This is a genomic window from Pandoraea commovens, from assembly GCF_024704525.1.
GTDB classification, from domain to species: Bacteria; Pseudomonadota; Gammaproteobacteria; order Burkholderiales; family Burkholderiaceae; genus Pandoraea; species Pandoraea commovens.
In genome coordinates, this window is sequence record NZ_CP102780.1 from 1,057,602 (window position 1) to 1,072,932 (window position 15,331).

General features: G+C 62.3%; 15 protein-coding genes and 1 tRNA gene. 4 read left to right on the plus strand and 12 right to left on the minus strand.

Annotation, left to right across the window (positions count from 1 at the left end):
- Positions 1-11: 11 nt before the first annotated feature.
- From NTU39_RS05210 to NTU39_RS05255, 10 genes are all read right to left on the minus strand, one after another.
- Positions 12-908, minus strand: a complete 897-nt coding sequence (locus NTU39_RS05210; protein WP_150666724.1) for a pirin family protein — start codon at positions 906-908, stop codon at positions 12-14.
- A gap of 274 nt (positions 909-1,182) precedes the next feature.
- The gene (locus NTU39_RS05215) at positions 1,183-1,605 is read right to left on the minus strand and encodes an ExbD/TolR family protein (RefSeq protein WP_039396348.1); all 423 of its coding nucleotides are present in this window, start codon (positions 1,603-1,605) and stop codon (positions 1,183-1,185) included.
- Between the two features lie 27 nt (positions 1,606-1,632).
- Positions 1,633-2,370: a MotA/TolQ/ExbB proton channel family protein gene (locus tag NTU39_RS05220; RefSeq protein ID WP_257959364.1), complete on the minus strand. Its 738-nt coding sequence runs from the start codon at positions 2,368-2,370 to the stop codon at positions 1,633-1,635.
- Positions 2,371-2,397: 27 nt separating this feature from the next.
- On the minus strand, positions 2,398-3,117 hold the full coding sequence (locus NTU39_RS05225) for an energy transducer TonB (protein ID WP_150666723.1): 720 nt from the start codon (positions 3,115-3,117) through the stop codon (positions 2,398-2,400).
- Between the two features lie 357 nt (positions 3,118-3,474).
- Entirely contained in the window at positions 3,475-3,738 is a 264-nt protein-coding gene (locus tag NTU39_RS05230; RefSeq protein ID WP_257959365.1) for a (2Fe-2S)-binding protein, read from the minus strand.
- A 137-nt stretch (positions 3,739-3,875) separates the two neighbouring features.
- Positions 3,876-4,814, minus strand: coding sequence for a glutamate racemase (gene murI, locus NTU39_RS05235; protein WP_257959366.1), 939 nt, complete (start codon positions 4,812-4,814; stop codon positions 3,876-3,878).
- A 133-nt stretch (positions 4,815-4,947) separates the two neighbouring features.
- Complete coding sequence (gene bfr, locus NTU39_RS05240) at positions 4,948-5,427, minus strand: bacterioferritin (protein WP_150666720.1); 480 nt, start codon at positions 5,425-5,427, stop codon at positions 4,948-4,950.
- A gap of 230 nt (positions 5,428-5,657) precedes the next feature.
- The gene (locus NTU39_RS05245) at positions 5,658-7,181 is read right to left on the minus strand and encodes a fumarate hydratase (protein WP_257959367.1); all 1,524 of its coding nucleotides are present in this window, start codon (positions 7,179-7,181) and stop codon (positions 5,658-5,660) included.
- Between the two features lie 64 nt (positions 7,182-7,245).
- Entirely contained in the window at positions 7,246-7,815 is a 570-nt protein-coding gene (locus tag NTU39_RS05250; protein ID WP_150666719.1) for a TIGR00645 family protein, read from the minus strand.
- A 156-nt stretch (positions 7,816-7,971) separates the two neighbouring features.
- Positions 7,972-8,859 (minus strand): DMT family transporter, encoded by an 888-nt coding sequence (locus NTU39_RS05255; RefSeq protein ID WP_150666749.1) that lies wholly within the window; start codon positions 8,857-8,859, stop codon positions 7,972-7,974.
- A gap of 364 nt (positions 8,860-9,223) precedes the next feature.
- On the opposite strand from NTU39_RS05255, the gene acs reads away from it, so the two are divergent.
- The 4 genes from acs to NTU39_RS05275 all read left to right on the plus strand — a co-directional run bounded on the left by acs (position 9,224) and on the right by NTU39_RS05275 (position 13,979).
- Positions 9,224-11,206, plus strand: a complete 1,983-nt coding sequence (gene acs / locus NTU39_RS05260) for an acetate--CoA ligase (protein WP_150666718.1) — start codon at positions 9,224-9,226, stop codon at positions 11,204-11,206.
- A gap of 28 nt (positions 11,207-11,234) precedes the next feature.
- The gene (locus NTU39_RS05265; protein ID WP_257959368.1) at positions 11,235-11,786 is read left to right on the plus strand and encodes a DUF4212 domain-containing protein; all 552 of its coding nucleotides are present in this window, start codon (positions 11,235-11,237) and stop codon (positions 11,784-11,786) included.
- Complete coding sequence (locus NTU39_RS05270; RefSeq protein ID WP_233328080.1) at positions 11,783-13,801, plus strand: sodium:solute symporter family protein; 2,019 nt, start codon at positions 11,783-11,785, stop codon at positions 13,799-13,801. The genes NTU39_RS05265 and NTU39_RS05270 overlap by 4 nt, the downstream gene beginning before the upstream one ends.
- A gap of 87 nt (positions 13,802-13,888) precedes the next feature.
- A tRNA-Ser gene (locus NTU39_RS05275) sits at positions 13,889-13,979 on the plus strand.
- 65 nt (positions 13,980-14,044) lie between these two features.
- On the opposite strand, the gene NTU39_RS05280 is transcribed toward NTU39_RS05275, so the two are convergent.
- Positions 14,045-15,115, minus strand: coding sequence for a site-specific integrase (locus NTU39_RS05280; RefSeq protein ID WP_257959369.1), 1,071 nt, complete (start codon positions 15,113-15,115; stop codon positions 14,045-14,047).
- Positions 15,115-15,330: a DUF4224 domain-containing protein gene (locus tag NTU39_RS05285; protein ID WP_257959370.1), complete on the minus strand. Its 216-nt coding sequence runs from the start codon at positions 15,328-15,330 to the stop codon at positions 15,115-15,117. The genes NTU39_RS05280 and NTU39_RS05285 overlap by 1 nt, the downstream gene beginning before the upstream one ends.
- Position 15,331: the final 1 nt, after the last annotated feature.

A 15,331-nucleotide genomic window follows, 5' to 3' on the forward strand; every position in this document is an offset into this window, starting at 1 on the left:
GCGGTTTCCCGTCAGGTGCGCGACACGGACGCCGGAATGTGCCCCATACGTCCCGCCTGAAAGTCGAGAATCGCCTGACGAATCTCGCCTTCCGTGTTCATGACGAACGGGCCGTAGCGCGCCACCGGTTCGCCCAGCGGCTTGCCGCCGATGAGCAGGAACGACAGCGGCTTGTCGCCATCGTTACGCACGGTCACACCCTCACCGTCTGTGCCGAACACGACCATCTGATGGGCTTTGGCTGGCGTCGACTCCGCACCGAAATGCCCTTCGCCGTCGATGACGTAGGCGAACACGTTGAAATCCGCAGGCACAGGATGATCGAGCAGCGCCTGCGGTTGCAGCGTGAAGTGCTGATACAGAATCGGCGTACGCGTTTCGATGGCGGCGCGTGTGCCCAGCGCCTCGCCAGCGATGACGCGTACGGAGACCTTGCCGTCGTCGCTCGTTGCCGTGGGAATACCGGCGGCGGGCAGCTCCTGATAGCGCGGCGTCATCATCTTGTCGGTGCTCGGCAGATTCACCCACAGCTGGAAGCCGTGCATCTCGCCGCCGCGTTGCTGGAACGCGTGCGACGGCTCTTCCGAGTGAATCACCCCGGCACCGGCCGTCATCCATTGCACGTCGCCCGGCGTGAGCTTGCCTGCGTGACCTTGCGAGTCACGGTGCTCCATCTCGCCAGCGAGTAAGTAGGTGACGGTTTCGAAACCGCGGTGCGGGTGATCGGGTGCGCCCTTGGCGTCGCCAGGGGCCACTTGCATCGGGCCCATTTCGTCGAGCAGCAGGAACGGATCGAAGTCCATCATCATGCGCGTCGGGAACGGGCGGTTGACGTGAAAACCAGCGCCTTCCTGTGTTTGCGCTGCGGTAAACACGCGGGCAACCGGGCGGGTGTAGGGAGTGCTCATGGGGGTGTTCTCCTGTTGGGGATGGACGAGCGAAGCATGCCTCGCAGCCGCTTCGGGTGTCGCCGACATCCGTTGTCATGTCCAGACTATATGCGGACGTATGGCACCGGGAGTAGCCCGTAACACAGGAAGGATTGTTACCCGATTGGAACAATGGGTAAGAAGTCCGTGAAATCGCAACGGATTTCGAACTGCACAGACGAAAAAAAGCGCGGTGACTGGCACCGCGCTTTTCACTTCTGCGATTCGTGGATTGACCGGCTTACTGCACGACTTACTTCGCCGGCTCGGTCACGAAACCGAGTTTGGTCACGCCTGCCGTCTGCGCTTCGGAAAGCACCTTGGCGACGCTTTCGTAACGCACGCTCTTGTCGGCGAACAGGTGCAGTTCCGGTTGAGGCTGCGCTTCGGCGGCCTGCGCCAGACGCGCCTTGAGCGTGTCGTCGTCGATCTGCTGCTTGTCCCAGAAGACACTGCCGTCTGCCTGGATCGACAGGTCGACCTTGGCAGGCTTCGTGTCTTCCGGCTGGCTGCTCGCCTGCGGCAGGTCGAGCTTGACCGCGTGATTGAGCACCGGCAGCGTCACGATGAAGATGATCAGCAGCACCAGCATGACGTCGACGAGCGGCGTCATGTTGATCTCGCTCATCATTGCGTCATCGGCACCGTCGTCGCTGCTGTATGAACCCATAGCCATAGCGAACTCCTTGTCTTGCGCGGCGGCTTAGCTGGCGCTGGCCGACGTCGACTTGCGCACCGGCGTGACGTTGCTGGTGAACTGCGTCGAGTGCACGCTGGCGCCCGTCAGGAAGTAACCGTGCAGGCTGTGCGCGAAGCGGTTGAGCTTCGAGACGATACCCTTGTTGGCACGCGTCAGGGCGTTGAAGCCGAGCACGGCCGGAATGGCTACGAACAGACCGAAGGCCGTCATGATCAGGGCTTCGCCCACGGGGCCTGCGACCTTATCGATGGTCGTCTGACCCGATGCGCCGATGGCCAGCAGGGCATGGTAGATGCCCCACACCGTGCCGAACAGACCGACGAACGGCGAGGTCGAGCCAATCGAGGCCAGCATGGCCAGACCGCTTTGCAGGCGCGACACCGTATCGTCCACCGAATTCTTCAGTGCACGCGTGATCCAGTCGCTCACGTCCATCTTGTCGTGCAGATGCGGCTGGCTCTGACGGTGATGTTCGGCGGCGTCCTGACCGGCGAGGGCCAGCGCGAGGAACGGGTTGTTCTGACCCGATTCGCCCAGCTTTTGCAGACCGGCGGAGAAATTCTCCGAGTGCCAGAAGTCCGGCTCGGCGGAGCGCGTGAGGCGGCTCAGGCGGAAGACTTGCGTGCCCTTGATGATGATGACCGTCCACGACAGCACCGACATCACCAGCAATACGATCGCGATGGCGCGGGTGACGAAATCGCCCTGCGACCAGACGTGGCTCAAACCATACTCTTGCATTTTGCGTTCCTCGGAAAATCCAATTCGTTAGTCGTTCAGATTGAAATTAAACGGTTTGGTCGCGGCGGCTTCGACCGCACGGCCGTTTTGCATCGGGGGCGCACAACGCATCGCCAGTGCGGCGGTGCGGGCGGCCTGATCGAGACGGGGGAAGCCGCTCGACTTGACGACATTGGCGCTCGAGACCACCCCACGGGTGTCGATCACGAGACGCAACGTAACGGTGCCTTCTTCGCCGACGCGACGCGATTGCGTCGGGTAGGCCACGCGAGGCTCGTCGCACTTCACGGCGAGACCTTCGATCGGGCCGGACGGTGCCGGTGCCGGGGCCGGTGCGGGCGGTGCCGGCGGCGTGGGCGCTGCGTTCTGCACCGGCTCGACCTGTGCCTGTTGCGGCGGGGCGACCGGTTCGGCCTTTTGCGTGATGGCGTTCTTGGGCTGCTCGCGCGGCTTGGGCGGCGGCGGCGCGACCTTCGGCTTGGGCGGTTCCGGCTGCGGTTTGGGCGGCGCGGGTTGCGGCGGCGTCGGGGCGGGCGTGAGCGGAATGATCGTGGCGGTAAACGTCGTCGGCTCGATCGTCGCTTGCTCAGGCTCGTTGCGCAGGTGCGACAGACCGATCAGAGCGGCAATGTGGACGACGACGATCGCGGCAGCAATCGCAAGCGTTCGCGGCGATTGCAGCGGATCTCGGAATTGCGTGGACGCAAGGCCGGATGAGGTCACGGCGGGGGGTACGGCGGTCGACATGATAACGGCTAGGGTACGCTAAATTGCGGCGATGAACGGTGAGTGAAACGCGGTGTGCGAAGCCTCGGGTTCGAGAGTGGCCGGACGTACGATCAAAGGAAAACCGCGCCAAGGGGCGCGGTCGGCGAACGCAGTGAGTTGGAAGCCGTGCTGCAACTCACCTTCGAAACAGGAAAAACGATAAACATAGCGTCGAAACAAAGCCAATCAGGAGTTCCATCTGACACCTCCAGGGTGACAAGTCGCTGGCTGGCGCATGACGCCTCAAGACGCCTGGCTGGCTCCGTTGCCCCGTGACCTCAGTCGATGCCAGTCACGCAGGCGGATTCCGTGGGTCCGAAGACCCGTGCACGGCGCTTAAGCGGCCAGTGCGAGTTCCTGCCGCACCATCACGACTTCGACTTCCGTCGTCTCGCCATGCGCGGACTGGCAGCAGCCACCGCACGAGCGACCACAGCACGGCGTGGCACCGGTCACCATCTCCTGGACGTACGGACCGCACTTGCCACAGCACAATGCAACGCCAAGGTCGATCTGAAGATCTTCCATGGTGGTGGCACCGGCATCGATGCAGGCCTTGATCTGGCGGTCGGAAACGGATTTACAGACGCAGACGATCATGATGAAAACGTCAAAATGTAACACTAATGAGAATAATTATTATTTAAGTTGGCGCCTTTTGCAAGCGCCATTGACCTATCCCATATACCCCTCAGGGATATACGGACTGGATGTCAAGCGGGAATGATGGGAAGGTCTTACGGCAAAGCCAGACCGGCTGCGGCCTGCGGCGCGGTTTCGGCAATCTCGACAGTGGCTACACGGGGTGCGGCGGGGTGACGGGAAACATCGCCGGAGGTGGCGCAAATGTGCGACACGTTGGTTGCGGCAGTCGAACCGGCAGCGGCGGGTGCTTCCGGCATCAGCCGATCCGCCATCGTTTGTAGTGCCACGGCGTTGGCGGTGGTGAACAACTGGATGCTGCCGCTGGCAACCGTGCTTTCCGAAATTACGGGGGCGGCCAGATCAGCGTCTTCAAGTCGGCGCTGAAGCTGACGGGCGATGGCAGCCCCCGTATCGATCAACGTCAGCGCAGTGCCGAAATGTCGTTGGATGGCGGGAATCAGGAAGGGGTAATGCGTGCAGCCGAGTACGAGCGTATCGGCCCCTTCGGCAATCATGGGCGCGATGTACTTGTCGAGCAGCGCCATCACCGCAGGGGAATCGACATCCCCGGCTTCGATGCGTTCGACCAGCCCATGGCCGGGCTGACACAGGAAGCGCTGTCCTTGCGCGGTATGACGTGCGAGCAAATCTGCAAAGCGGGCGCTGCGCAGCGTGGCGGCCGTAGCCAGCACGCCGATCACACCGCTGCGCGACGTGGCGGCAGCCGGTTTGATCCCGGGTTCGACGCCGACGACCGGCCAGGCGTCATCAGCCCGAAGCGCAGCCACCCCATGCGCCGTCGCCGTGTTGCAGGCTACGACGAATGCCTTGGCACCGTGCTCGCGCAGCCATCGGCCGATGGCGAGACTGCGTTGCTGGAGGAAGGCATCCGGGCGTTCCCCGTACGGCGCGTAGCGGGAGTCGGCGACATAGATGAGCGACTCGTGCGGAAGCAGAGCGCGAACGGCCTGAAGGACCGAGAGGCCACCGAGGCCGGAATCGAAGACGCCAATCGGCGCGTTGGAGGGCATGGCAAATGAAAAAGGGCCGACAAATTGTCGGCCCTGAAATTCTAGCGCAAAGCCTGCGACCCGATATCGGAGGATACGGTGCCTACAGTGCGGTGATGCGCTTTTATTATCTGGGTTTTGCGGGGTGTCGGGCTTATTCTTCGAACGACGCCATGCCCGACTGCTGGTAATTCTGAATGCCGACCTTGCCGATGAGATCGATCTGCGTTTCCAGCCAGTCGATGTGTTCTTCGGTGTCGTGCAGGATTTCGTTGAAGATTTCGCGCGAGACGAAGTCCTTCACGCTTTCGCAGTGAGCGACGCCTTCCTTGCAGGTCTTCTGCGAGAGATATTCGAGCTTCAGATCACACTTCAGAATTTCTTCGGTGTTCTCACCAATGAGCAGCTTGTGCAGATCTTGCAGGTTCGGCAGGCCGTCGAGCATGAAGATGCGTTCGATCAGCTTGTCGGCGTGCTTCATTTCGCCGATGGATTCGTCGTACTCGTGCTTGCCCAGCTTGTTCAGGCCCCAATGGTTGTACATGCGGGCGTGCAGAAAGTACTGGTTGATCGCCGTCAGCTCGTTCGTGAGCTGGGCATTGAGGAGTTCGAGGACTTTCTTGTCGCCTTTCATTTTGGATCCCTGTCTTAAGCAATTTGCGAGCGGTTGAAGAGTAGCTTGAAAAGCGCGGAAAGCCAAGCCTCACAAGGCTTTTCGTGAATGGTAATGCGAGTTATTCTCGCTCTTTTCCATGACATTTTTCACCGTCGCAGCCGCAATCGACCACCGACGGAAGACGAAAAAAAGCCCGGACGAATCCGGGCTTTTTCAACTGACTGACGTGACGTCAGACTCAGCCAGACTTACTCCGCCGCGACCGGAATCTTGCCGATCTTGGCTTGCCATTCCTTCGGGCCGGTCTGGTGCACGGAGACACCGGTCGAATCGACGGCAACCGTCACCGGCATGTCCTTGACGTCGAATTCGTAGATGGCTTCCATGCCGAGGTCTTCGAAGGCCAGCACGCGTGCGCCACGAATCGCCTTCGACACGAGGTACGCGGCACCACCGACGGCCATCAGATAGGCGGCCTTCTGCTTCTTGATGGCTTCAATCGCTGCCGGGCCGCGTTCCGACTTGCCGATCATCACCGACAGGCCGAGCTTGCCGAGCATCAGATCGGAGAACTTGTCCATGCGGGTCGACGTGGTCGGGCCTGCCGGGCCGACGACTTCGTCGCGCACCGGATCGACCGGACCGACGTAATAAATCGCACGGCCCTTGAAGTCCACCGGCAGCGGATCACCCTTGGCGACCATGTCGGCGATACGCTTGTGCGCGGCGTCGCGGCCCGTGAGCATCTTGCCCGAGAGCAGCAGGGTCTGACCCGGCTTCCAGCTCGTGATTTCTTCCGGCGTGAGCGTGTCCAGATCGACGCGCTTGCTGGTTTCCGTGTTCGGCGCCCAGTGCACGTTCGGCCAGGCGTCGAGCGACGGCGCGGCGAGGAACGAGGGGCCCGAGCCGTCCAGCGTGAAGTGCGCGTGACGCGTCGCGGCACAGTTCGGGATCATGGCGACCGGCTTGGACGCGGCGTGCGTCGGGTAGTCGAGGATCTTGACGTCGAGCACGGTGGCCAGACCGCCGAGGCCCTGCGCGCCGATGCCCAGTGCGTTGACCTTCTCGAACAGCTCGATACGCAGCTCTTCGTTCCAGTTTTGCGGACCGCGCTTGATCACGTCATGGATATCGATCGGGTCCATCAGCGATTCCTTCGCGAGGACCATGGCCTTCTCGGCCGTGCCGCCGATACCGATGCCGAGCATGCCCGGCGGGCACCAGCCGGCACCCATCGTCGGGACCGTCTTCACGACCCAGTCGACGATCGAGTCGGACGGGTTGAGCATCACGAACTTCGACTTGTTCTCCGAGCCGCCGCCCTTGGCTGCGACCGTGATGTCGACCTTGTCGCCTTCCACGATTTCGTAGTGGATGACGGCGGGCGTGTTGTCCTTCGTGTTCTTGCGACCGGCTTCCGGCGGCGCGACGATCGAGGCGCGCAGCACGTTGTCCGGGTGCATGTAAGCCTGACGCACGCCTTCGTTGATCATGTCGGTGAGGCTGCGCTTGGCGTCCCAGCGCACGTTCATGCCGACCTTCACGAAGACGGTCACGATGCCGGTGTCCTGGCACAGCGGACGGCGGCCTTCGGCGCACATGCGGCTGTTGGTCAGGATCTGCGCGATGGCATCCTTGGCGGCCGGGCTTTCTTCGGCCTCGTAGGCGCGACCCAGTGCCTGGATGTAATCGTCCGGATGATAGTAGCTGATGTACTGCAGGGCACCGGCGACGCTCTGAATGACGTCGTCTTCTTTAATGACGGTAGACATGAAACGGCTCTCGACTTAGTGGGGGACTGGTTTTTTGTACTGACTTGCTACGGCTAAATTCTGTTCAATGCTGCGCGGACGCATACGCCGGTGCATGGCTGTCGTTCGTCATCTTGTTGACGTAGGCCATGACCACGGCGGAAAGCAGGAAAGCGCAGTGAATGATGACTTGCCACATGATCGTGTGCGGCGTTTGCTGGGCCGCATCGATGAACGTCTTAAGCAGATGAATCGACGAGATGCTGATAAGCGCCATCGACAGCTTCACCTTGAGCACACCGGCATTCACGTGATCGAGCCACTCGGGCTCGTCGGGGTGGCCTTCCACGCCGAGGCGCGAGACGAAGGTCTCATAGCCGCCGATGATCACCATGATGAGCAGGTTCGAGATCATCACCACGTCGATCAGACCGAGCACGACGAGCATGATCTGCGTTTCGTCGAAGGTCGCGGCGTGCGTCACCAGATGGAACAGCTCGACGAGGAATTTGTAGACGTAGACGCCTTGCGCGGCGATCAGTCCGAGGTACAGCGGCAGTTGCAGCCAGCGGCTGAAGAAAATGACGCGGGGCAGGGGACGCATCGGACGAGCGGTGCGCGGCGGCGCATCGGACGGGCGGCCGGGAGTCGACATGGCTAATTTGACGGGGTGTAGACCTGCGCCTCGTGACGCGGGCTCTAGTTATCGGTTACGCAAATCGCAAGCAAAGTGCACGGGCACGGATAGCGCGGCGCGCTATCCGGCATGGCGGGCATTTTACAACGTCTTGAGGACGGCACCGTGTCCGATTCAGTCCCGGGCTGGCAATAGCGTCTTTCGCGAACCGGCGGACGGCAGCGCCGCGAGCACGATCCCCGCGACCGTCAACGCCAGCGCACTGCCTTGGGCGACGGACAACCGCTCGCCCAGAAATATCACGCCGTAGGCCGTAGCCGCGACCGGCACCATCGCCGTGAAGACCCCCGCAAGCTGCGCGCTGACGTGACGAATCCCGCGCATCCACAGGAAGAACGAGAAGACGCTGGCGGCGAGACCGTACCAGACGATAAGCGCCCAGTGACCGGGTGTGAGGGCTGAGTAATCCACCGCCATCAGCCCGACGATGCCCAGCGGCAGCATCAGCGCGCCGCCGATCAGATGCGTATAGGCGCAGATGTCGATGGCCGAGAGTTCCGCCGCGAGGCGCTTCGAGACGATCACGTAAATCGCTTCGCAGACCACCGCCCCCAGCACCAGCGCGTTACCCAGCCATGCGCCGCTGCTGGCGTCGGCCCCGCTCGCACCGTGGACGTCGCTGCGCGAGGCATTGAGCAGCGCCACCCCGGCAATCGCCAGCCCGATGCTGACGAGCGTGCGTCGCGACGGGTGTTCGCGCAGCACGGCCCAGGACAGCAGCGCCACGCAGGCAGGCAGCGTGGCGGTGATGACCCCGGCCGCCGTGGCCGTCGTCATGCGCACGCCGTAGAGCATGAGTAATGTGAAGAGGAATGTGCCGAAGAACGTCTGCACGAAGAGGTGGCCCCATTGGCTGCGGGTGACGCGTCGCATGGCCGAGGGACGGTAGCGCGGCGCAAGCGCAATGATGGCGATGACGAAGCGCCAGAGTGCGAACGCGGCCACCGGCATGACGGCGACCATCGTCTTGCCGATCCCGACATTCGTGCCGACGAACGTCATCGCCAGCGCCAGCGCGAAACTCGGAAAGCGGGCAAACAGGCGGTCGGTGCCGGTCGGTGCGACGTGCTTGGCCGCAGGGTTGTGACTGGTTGTTTGAGGCGTAGATGTCGAATTCACGGGCGCTCCGGGCGATTCCGGGGTGGCGGGACGAGGGTGATAAGCGTAGGATTGTAGCGATTACGCCACACTTTGCTGCACTGCGACAACGCGTTCTGCGTGAGTCCCGCACGCAAGGCACGGGAGTCGAATGCACCAGTGTAAGGCGTTAGTAAGTCGCTCGTCTTAATGTGACGTTAGGAGACGTTAGCGATTTGTTTTGGCTTGATTGCAATGGTATTTGCATATCCATAAGAGGGGACAACTCATGGCAGCAATTGAATCGGTATTGCAGGAGCAGCGCGTTTTCGCGCCGCCGCAGGCGCTGGTCGCCAAAGCGAACATTTCCGGCATGCCAGCCTATGAGGCGCTGTGCGCCGAGGCCGAGAAGGATTACGAGGGATTCTGGGCGCGTCAGGCGCGCGAGAATCTGGCCTGGCACAAGCCGTTCACCAAAGTCCTCGACGAGACCAACGCCCCGTTCTATACGTGGTTCGAAGATGGTCAGATCAACGCTTCCTACAACTGCCTGGACCGCCAGATCGAAGCGGGCCTGGGCGACAAACCTGCCATCCTTTTCGAAGCCGACGACGGCACGGTGACCCCCGTCACCTATCGCGACCTGCTCGCGCGCGTGAACCGCTTTGCGAACGCGCTCAAGGCGAAGGGCGTGAAGAAGGGTGACCGTGTGGTCATTTATATGCCGATGTCGATTGAGGGCGTGGTCGCGATGCAGGCGTGTGCCCGCATTGGCGCTACGCACTCGGTCGTGTTCGGTGGCTTCTCAGCCAAGTCCCTCAACGAGCGCGTGATCGACGCTGGCGCGGTCGCTATCGTCACCGCCGACGAGCAGATGCGTGGCGGCAAGGCGCTGCCCCTGAAGGCCATCGTCGACGAAGCACTCGCGATGGGCGGCTGCGAACACGTGAAGTCGGTGATCGTCTATCGTCGCACGGGCGGCAATGTGGCGATGCAAGCTGGTCGTGACGAAGTGCTGCAAGACCTCGTCGCTACGCAGTCGGACCAGTGCGAGCCGGAGTGGGTGAGCGCCGAGCATCCGCTGTTCATCCTCTACACGTCGGGCTCGACGGGGAAGCCGAAGGGCGTTCAGCACAGCACCGGCGGCTATCTGCTGTGGGCGTCGCTCACGATGCAGTGGACGTTCGACATGAAGCCGGACGACGTCTTCTGGTGCACGGCCGACATCGGCTGGATCACCGGGCACACGTACATCGCGTATGGCCCGCTGGCAGTGGGTGCGACGCAAGTCGTGTTCGAGGGCGTGCCGACGTATCCGAATGCGGGTCGTTTCTGGGAAATGATCGACCGTCACAAGGTGACGGTGTTCTACACCGCGCCGACGGCCATCCGTTCGCTGATCAAGGCAGCGGAGCAGACGCCGGAAGTGCATCCGAAGAAGTACGACCTGTCGTCGCTGCGCATTCTCGGGTCGGTCGGCGAGCCGATCAATCCGGAAGCGTGGATGTGGTACTACGAGAACGTCGGTCGCGGTCGTTGCCCCATCGTCGACACGTGGTGGCAGACGGAGACGGGTGGTCATGTGATCACGCCGCTGCCGGGTGCAACGCCGCTGGTGCCGGGCTCGTGCACGCTGGGGCTGCCGGGGGTGGCGGTGGCCATCGTCGACGAAACCGGTCAGGACGTACCGAACGGTCAGGGCGGGATGCTGGTGATCAAGCGTCCGTGGCCGTCGATGATTCGTACGATCTGGGGCGACCCGGAGCGTTACAAGTCGAGCTACTTCCCGCAAGAGCTGGGCGGCAAGATTTATCTGGCGGGTGACGGTTCGATTCGCGACGCGAAGACCGGCTACTTCACGATCATGGGCCGTATCGACGACGTGCTGAACGTCTCGGGTCACCGCATGGGCACGATGGAAATCGAGTCGGCGCTGGTGGCGAACCCGATCGTGGCCGAGGCTGCGGTGGTGGGGCGTCCGGACGACACGACGGGCGAGGCGATTGTCGCGTTCGTGGTGCTCAAGCGTTCGCGCCCGACGGGGGACGAAGCGAAGCAACTGGCGTTGGAGCTGCGTAACTGGGTGGGCAAGGAGATCGGTCCGATCGCCAAGCCGAAGGACATCCGTTTCGGCGACAACCTGCCGAAGACGCGCTCGGGCAAGATCATGCGTCGTTTGCTGCGAGTGATCGCGAAGGGCGAAGAGATCACGCAGGACACGTCGACGCTCGAAAACCCGGCCATCCTGGACCAGCTGAAGCAGGCGCAGTAAGCGCGGGTTCGATTCCGTTGCGCCTGCAATGACGAAACGCTCGCGGCCCGGCGCGCACGGCAATGCTGCTGCGCCGCAGACCCACGATGCCAACGGCCTGCCCTCTGACGTCATGTCGGAGGGCAGGCCGCGTTCGCAAAACTCTGTTGGCTCGCTCCCTTTGTCCTGCGCTGAAATCGACATCGACTGGCATGGCGAAGCCGCCGCAATTGCGGCGCGTCATTGGCGTCGCACGTTGTGGCTGGTCGCGGTGCTGATGGTGATTGGTTTTGTCGTGACCTTCGTCCCGCAGTTCTGGGCGCGCGAGTGGGCGTCGGTGCGAATCGCGGGATGGCCATTGCCGTTCTACATGGGGGCGCAAGGCTCGATCCTGATCGACATTGGGCTGATCATCGTCTACGCGTTGATGCAGCGTCTCAACGATGCGCGTTACCGCGATGCGTTGCACAAGTTGCGCGAGGCGCGTCGTGACAGTCTCGGCTTGCCGGACGACACACTTGAGCGCGCGATGGCACCCGCCACATCACGTAGCGCTGGCAGTGCTTCCACTCGCGCCGCCTCGGCGCAGACCTACCGATGAGTTTCACGCGCAGGTTGCTGCGCTACTACCTGTATTACACGGCGGGATTTCTCGCGTTCGTGCTGATGATCGGCTTGCTTGAGCGCGTCAACGGCCCGGGCGTGTGGATCGGCTACGCCTTCCTTTTCGTGACGATTGCCGTGTACGCGGTGATCGGTCTTATCTCCCGCACGTCCGACGCAGCCGAGTATTACGTCGCCGGACGTCGCGTGCCGCCGATGTTCAACGGCATGGCGTGCGCAGCCGACTGGATGAGCGCTGCGTCGTTCATGGGCCTGGCGGGCTCGCTTTACGTCTCCGGATACGACGGCCTCGCTTACGTCATGGGATGGACGGGCGGGTATTGTCTGGTGGCGTTCTTGCTCGCGCCGTACTTGCGCAAGATGGGGCGCTACACGGTGCCCGACTTCCTGGGCACGCGATACGACAGCAATCTCGTGCGTGCGTTGGGCGTCTTCTCGACGATTCTGTGTTCGTTCGTGTATCTCGTTGCGCAGATTCAGGGTGTGGGGCTGATCGCGTCGCGCTTCATCGGTGTCGAGTTCACGATCGGGATTTTCTTTGGACTGGCGGGCATTCTCGTCTGCTCGTTCCTGGGTGGCATGCGTGCCGTGACTTGGACGCAGGTGGCGCAGTACATCATCATGATCACCGCGTTTCTGGTGCCGACGGCGATGATCGGCCATCAGACAGGCAATGGCTGGTTCCCGCAGTTCAGCTACGGCGAGGCGCTGGCGAAGGTCGAGGTGCTGGAAAAGGAGTTGCGCAATTCTGTGCCGGAGCGGGAGGTGCGCGACTACTACCGGGAGCAGGCGGAGCAGATGCAGCGTCGGCTGGACGGGTTGCCGGATACGTTCTTCAGCGAGCGGGCGGAGTTGGAGCGGCAGTTGCTGGACACGAAGCGTCGCAATGGTCCGCTGCGGGATGTGAAAGTGCTCGAAGCGAAGCTGGAGGCGTTTCCGCGGGACGTGGGCGAGGCGCAGAACCAGTGGCTGGAGATGCGCAACCAGTACGTCGAGCGCAGCGAGCCGCCGCGTGCAATGACGGAGCCGTTCCCGGCGCGTGACGACACGACGCGCAATTCGCAGCGTCTGAATTTCTTGCTGTTGATGGTGTGTCTGATGATCGGGACGGCGAGCTTGCCGCACATCCTGACGCGCTACGGCACGACCGCGACGGTGCAGGGGGCGCGTAGCTCGGTAGGCTGGACGTTGTTCTTCGTCGCATTGTTGTATGTGAGTGCGCCAGCGTTGGCGGTGATGCTCAAGTACGACGTGTTGCTGCATCTGGTTGGCGCGCGTTACGACAACCTGCCGGGATGGGTGACGCAATGGCGCCACGCGACGCCGGTGCAACTGGATATCTCGGATGTTTATCGCGACGGCGTGGTGCAGTGGGGCGAGATCTGGATGCAGCCGGACATGTTGGTACTGGCGGGACCGGAGATTGCGGGGCTGCCTTACGTGATATCGGGGTTGGTGGCGGCGGGCGCGTTGGCGGCGGTGTTATCGACGGCGGACGGTCTGTTGCTGACGATTGCGAATGCGTTGTCGCACGACGTGTACTTTCACATGGTGGACCGGAACGCGTCGAGTCAGAAGCGGGTGACGACGTCGAAGATATTGCTGTTGTGCGTGGCGATGTTTGCGTCGTATGTGACGTCGTTGAAGTTGGGGAATATTTTGTTTTTGGTGGGGGCGGCGTTTTCGTTGGCGGCGTCGTGTCTGTTCCCGGCGCTGGTGCTGGGGGTGTTCTGGAAGCGGACGACGCGTTTGGGCGCGACGGCGGGGATGGTCAGCGGGTTGCTGGTGTGTGTGTACTACATCATGACGACGTATCCGTTCTTCACCCGCCTGACGGGCTTCGCGGGCACCCGATGGTGGGGGGTAGACCCGATCTCGGCGGGGGCGTTCGGCGTGCCGGTGGGTTTCGCGGTCGCGATCGCGTTTAGCTTGCTGGGCGGACGTCCCAGCGAGCGCGACCGCCATCTTGTAGACCATCTCCGACGGCCCTAAGGACGGACATCCAAAGGAATTTGACGCCGCATTTCACGAAAGAGGGTGAGATGTTGTCGCCGACCTGCTATAATGCGCGACCATTCAGGAGAGATGGATGAGCGGTTTAAGTCGCACGCCTGGAAAGCGTGTATAGGTTAATAGCCTATCGGGGGTTCGAATCCCCCTCTCTCCGCCACCGCATTCCATAAGGCTTTTCAGCCTTTCTACGAAAGCCCCGTTTCCTATTCGGACGGGGCTTTCCTATTCAGATCGTCCCCGACGCAGCGGTTTGACCTTTTCGGCCTTGCGCCGGTACGAGCGCTGCGTGGTCTGCGTCGTCGTGTGCGAGAGTAGCGCGCGGGCGTGTTCGATCGATTCCGCGTCGCTCGACACCTTGGCGCGTAGGTCGTGCTCGGTGAACCGCTCAGTGACTTTGGTCTCCGCCAGCACGCGATCCATAAAGCCGCGCCACATCGAATCGAAGCCGCCTGCGCGTCCGGTTTCCTCGTCAATATAGCCTGCGCCCTCGAGTGTGCAGAAAAGCCACTTGGACGTGCGCACCGGCCGTGCGCGAACAGCTTCAGCTACCGCCTCCCGCAATTCGTCCGTCCACTCATAGATCGTGCGTTTGCCACTGCTATCCGCTGTCTTGTGGCGCATGATGTGGATGCCGTCGTCGTCAAAATCGCGGTCCGGCTGAAGACGCAGAAGATCGCTCCGCGCCATGCCGGTTTGCAGCTTGATCTTGATGTAAGCCTGCAGGGCGAGCACGCTACCCTTCTTCCGCTTCGGCTCGAGCGTGAGACACTCATCGATTTCCCAGTCCGCGATGTACCTCGTGCGCGATTTCTCCCCGGGAAGCCGTACCTCACCTTTGAACGGGTGGCGATCCAGAATCCCCCACTCGACAGCCTTCGTGAAGGCGTGCGACAGGATTTCGATTTCGCGCCGCGCCGCCACTTTGGCTTCGCGCCGCTCGACGTACTGATAAATGAGCTGCGGCTTGACGGCGGTGATCGGCACCACGCCCAGCACGTTGCGCAGGCGCTTAATTGCCACCTGGTTCTGCGCGCGTGTCGTCGGCTGCTTCGTTGGCACGACTTGCAGCGAGTAGCGATCGAGAAGCTCGGCGACAGTGCGCGTTTCTTCCATTTTGCCGAGACGTTCTGCCCACACGCGATACGCCTCGGGCAGCGACGAGCCGAGACGAAACTCCTTCTTTCCGTCCCACATACCCTCAAGGCCGAGCGGCACCTGGTAGTAATAGGCGCCACTCCGCTGGCGCCAGCGGGTCGGCAGACCCTTGTTCTCTTTGCTTCTCGGTCGTGGCATTAGGCTGCGCTCCAATTCGGTTGCCACTCCGCGACGCGTCGCGTGGCGGTAGGGGCCATTTCAGTTTCGATGTGCGTGCGCAGAACGGCGATGGAGCCGTCCGGCCGCACGCGGTGCTCGATGCCCATCGCGCGCAGTGCTCGGGCCTGGGCCGCATGCTGCCGCCGCCCTGTGAGTTCACAGACTTCGTCGCGCGACAGGAACGTGGTGGTCATT

Coding starts and splice junctions, on each gene's coding strand:
- NTU39_RS05210 (WP_150666724.1), bottom strand. CDS start 908: ATGAGCACTCCCTACACCCGCCCGGTTGCCCGCGTGTTTACCGCAGCG.
- NTU39_RS05215 (WP_039396348.1), bottom strand. CDS start 1,605: ATGGCTATGGGTTCATACAGCAGCGACGACGGTGCCGATGACGCAATG.
- NTU39_RS05220 (WP_257959364.1), bottom strand. CDS start 2,370: ATGCAAGAGTATGGTTTGAGCCACGTCTGGTCGCAGGGCGATTTCGTC.
- NTU39_RS05225 (WP_150666723.1), bottom strand. CDS start 3,117: ATGTCGACCGCCGTACCCCCCGCCGTGACCTCATCCGGCCTTGCGTCC.
- NTU39_RS05230 (WP_257959365.1), bottom strand. CDS start 3,738: ATGATCGTCTGCGTCTGTAAATCCGTTTCCGACCGCCAGATCAAGGCC.
- murI (WP_257959366.1), bottom strand. CDS start 4,814: ATGCCCTCCAACGCGCCGATTGGCGTCTTCGATTCCGGCCTCGGTGGC.
- bfr (WP_150666720.1), bottom strand. CDS start 5,427: ATGAAAGGCGACAAGAAAGTCCTCGAACTCCTCAATGCCCAGCTCACG.
- NTU39_RS05245 (WP_257959367.1), bottom strand. CDS start 7,181: ATGTCTACCGTCATTAAAGAAGACGACGTCATTCAGAGCGTCGCCGGT.
- NTU39_RS05250 (WP_150666719.1), bottom strand. CDS start 7,815: ATGTCGACTCCCGGCCGCCCGTCCGATGCGCCGCCGCGCACCGCTCGT.
- NTU39_RS05255 (WP_150666749.1), bottom strand. CDS start 8,859: ATGACGTTCGTCGGCACGAATGTCGGGATCGGCAAGACGATGGTCGCC.
- acs (WP_150666718.1), top strand. CDS start 9,224: ATGGCAGCAATTGAATCGGTATTGCAGGAGCAGCGCGTTTTCGCGCCG.
- NTU39_RS05265 (WP_257959368.1), top strand. CDS start 11,235: ATGACGAAACGCTCGCGGCCCGGCGCGCACGGCAATGCTGCTGCGCCG.
- NTU39_RS05270 (WP_233328080.1), top strand. CDS start 11,783: ATGAGTTTCACGCGCAGGTTGCTGCGCTACTACCTGTATTACACGGCG.
- NTU39_RS05280 (WP_257959369.1), bottom strand. CDS start 15,115: ATGCCACGACCGAGAAGCAAAGAGAACAAGGGTCTGCCGACCCGCTGG.
- NTU39_RS05285 (WP_257959370.1), bottom strand. CDS start 15,330: ATGACCACCACGTTCCTGTCGCGCGACGAAGTCTGTGAACTCACAGGG.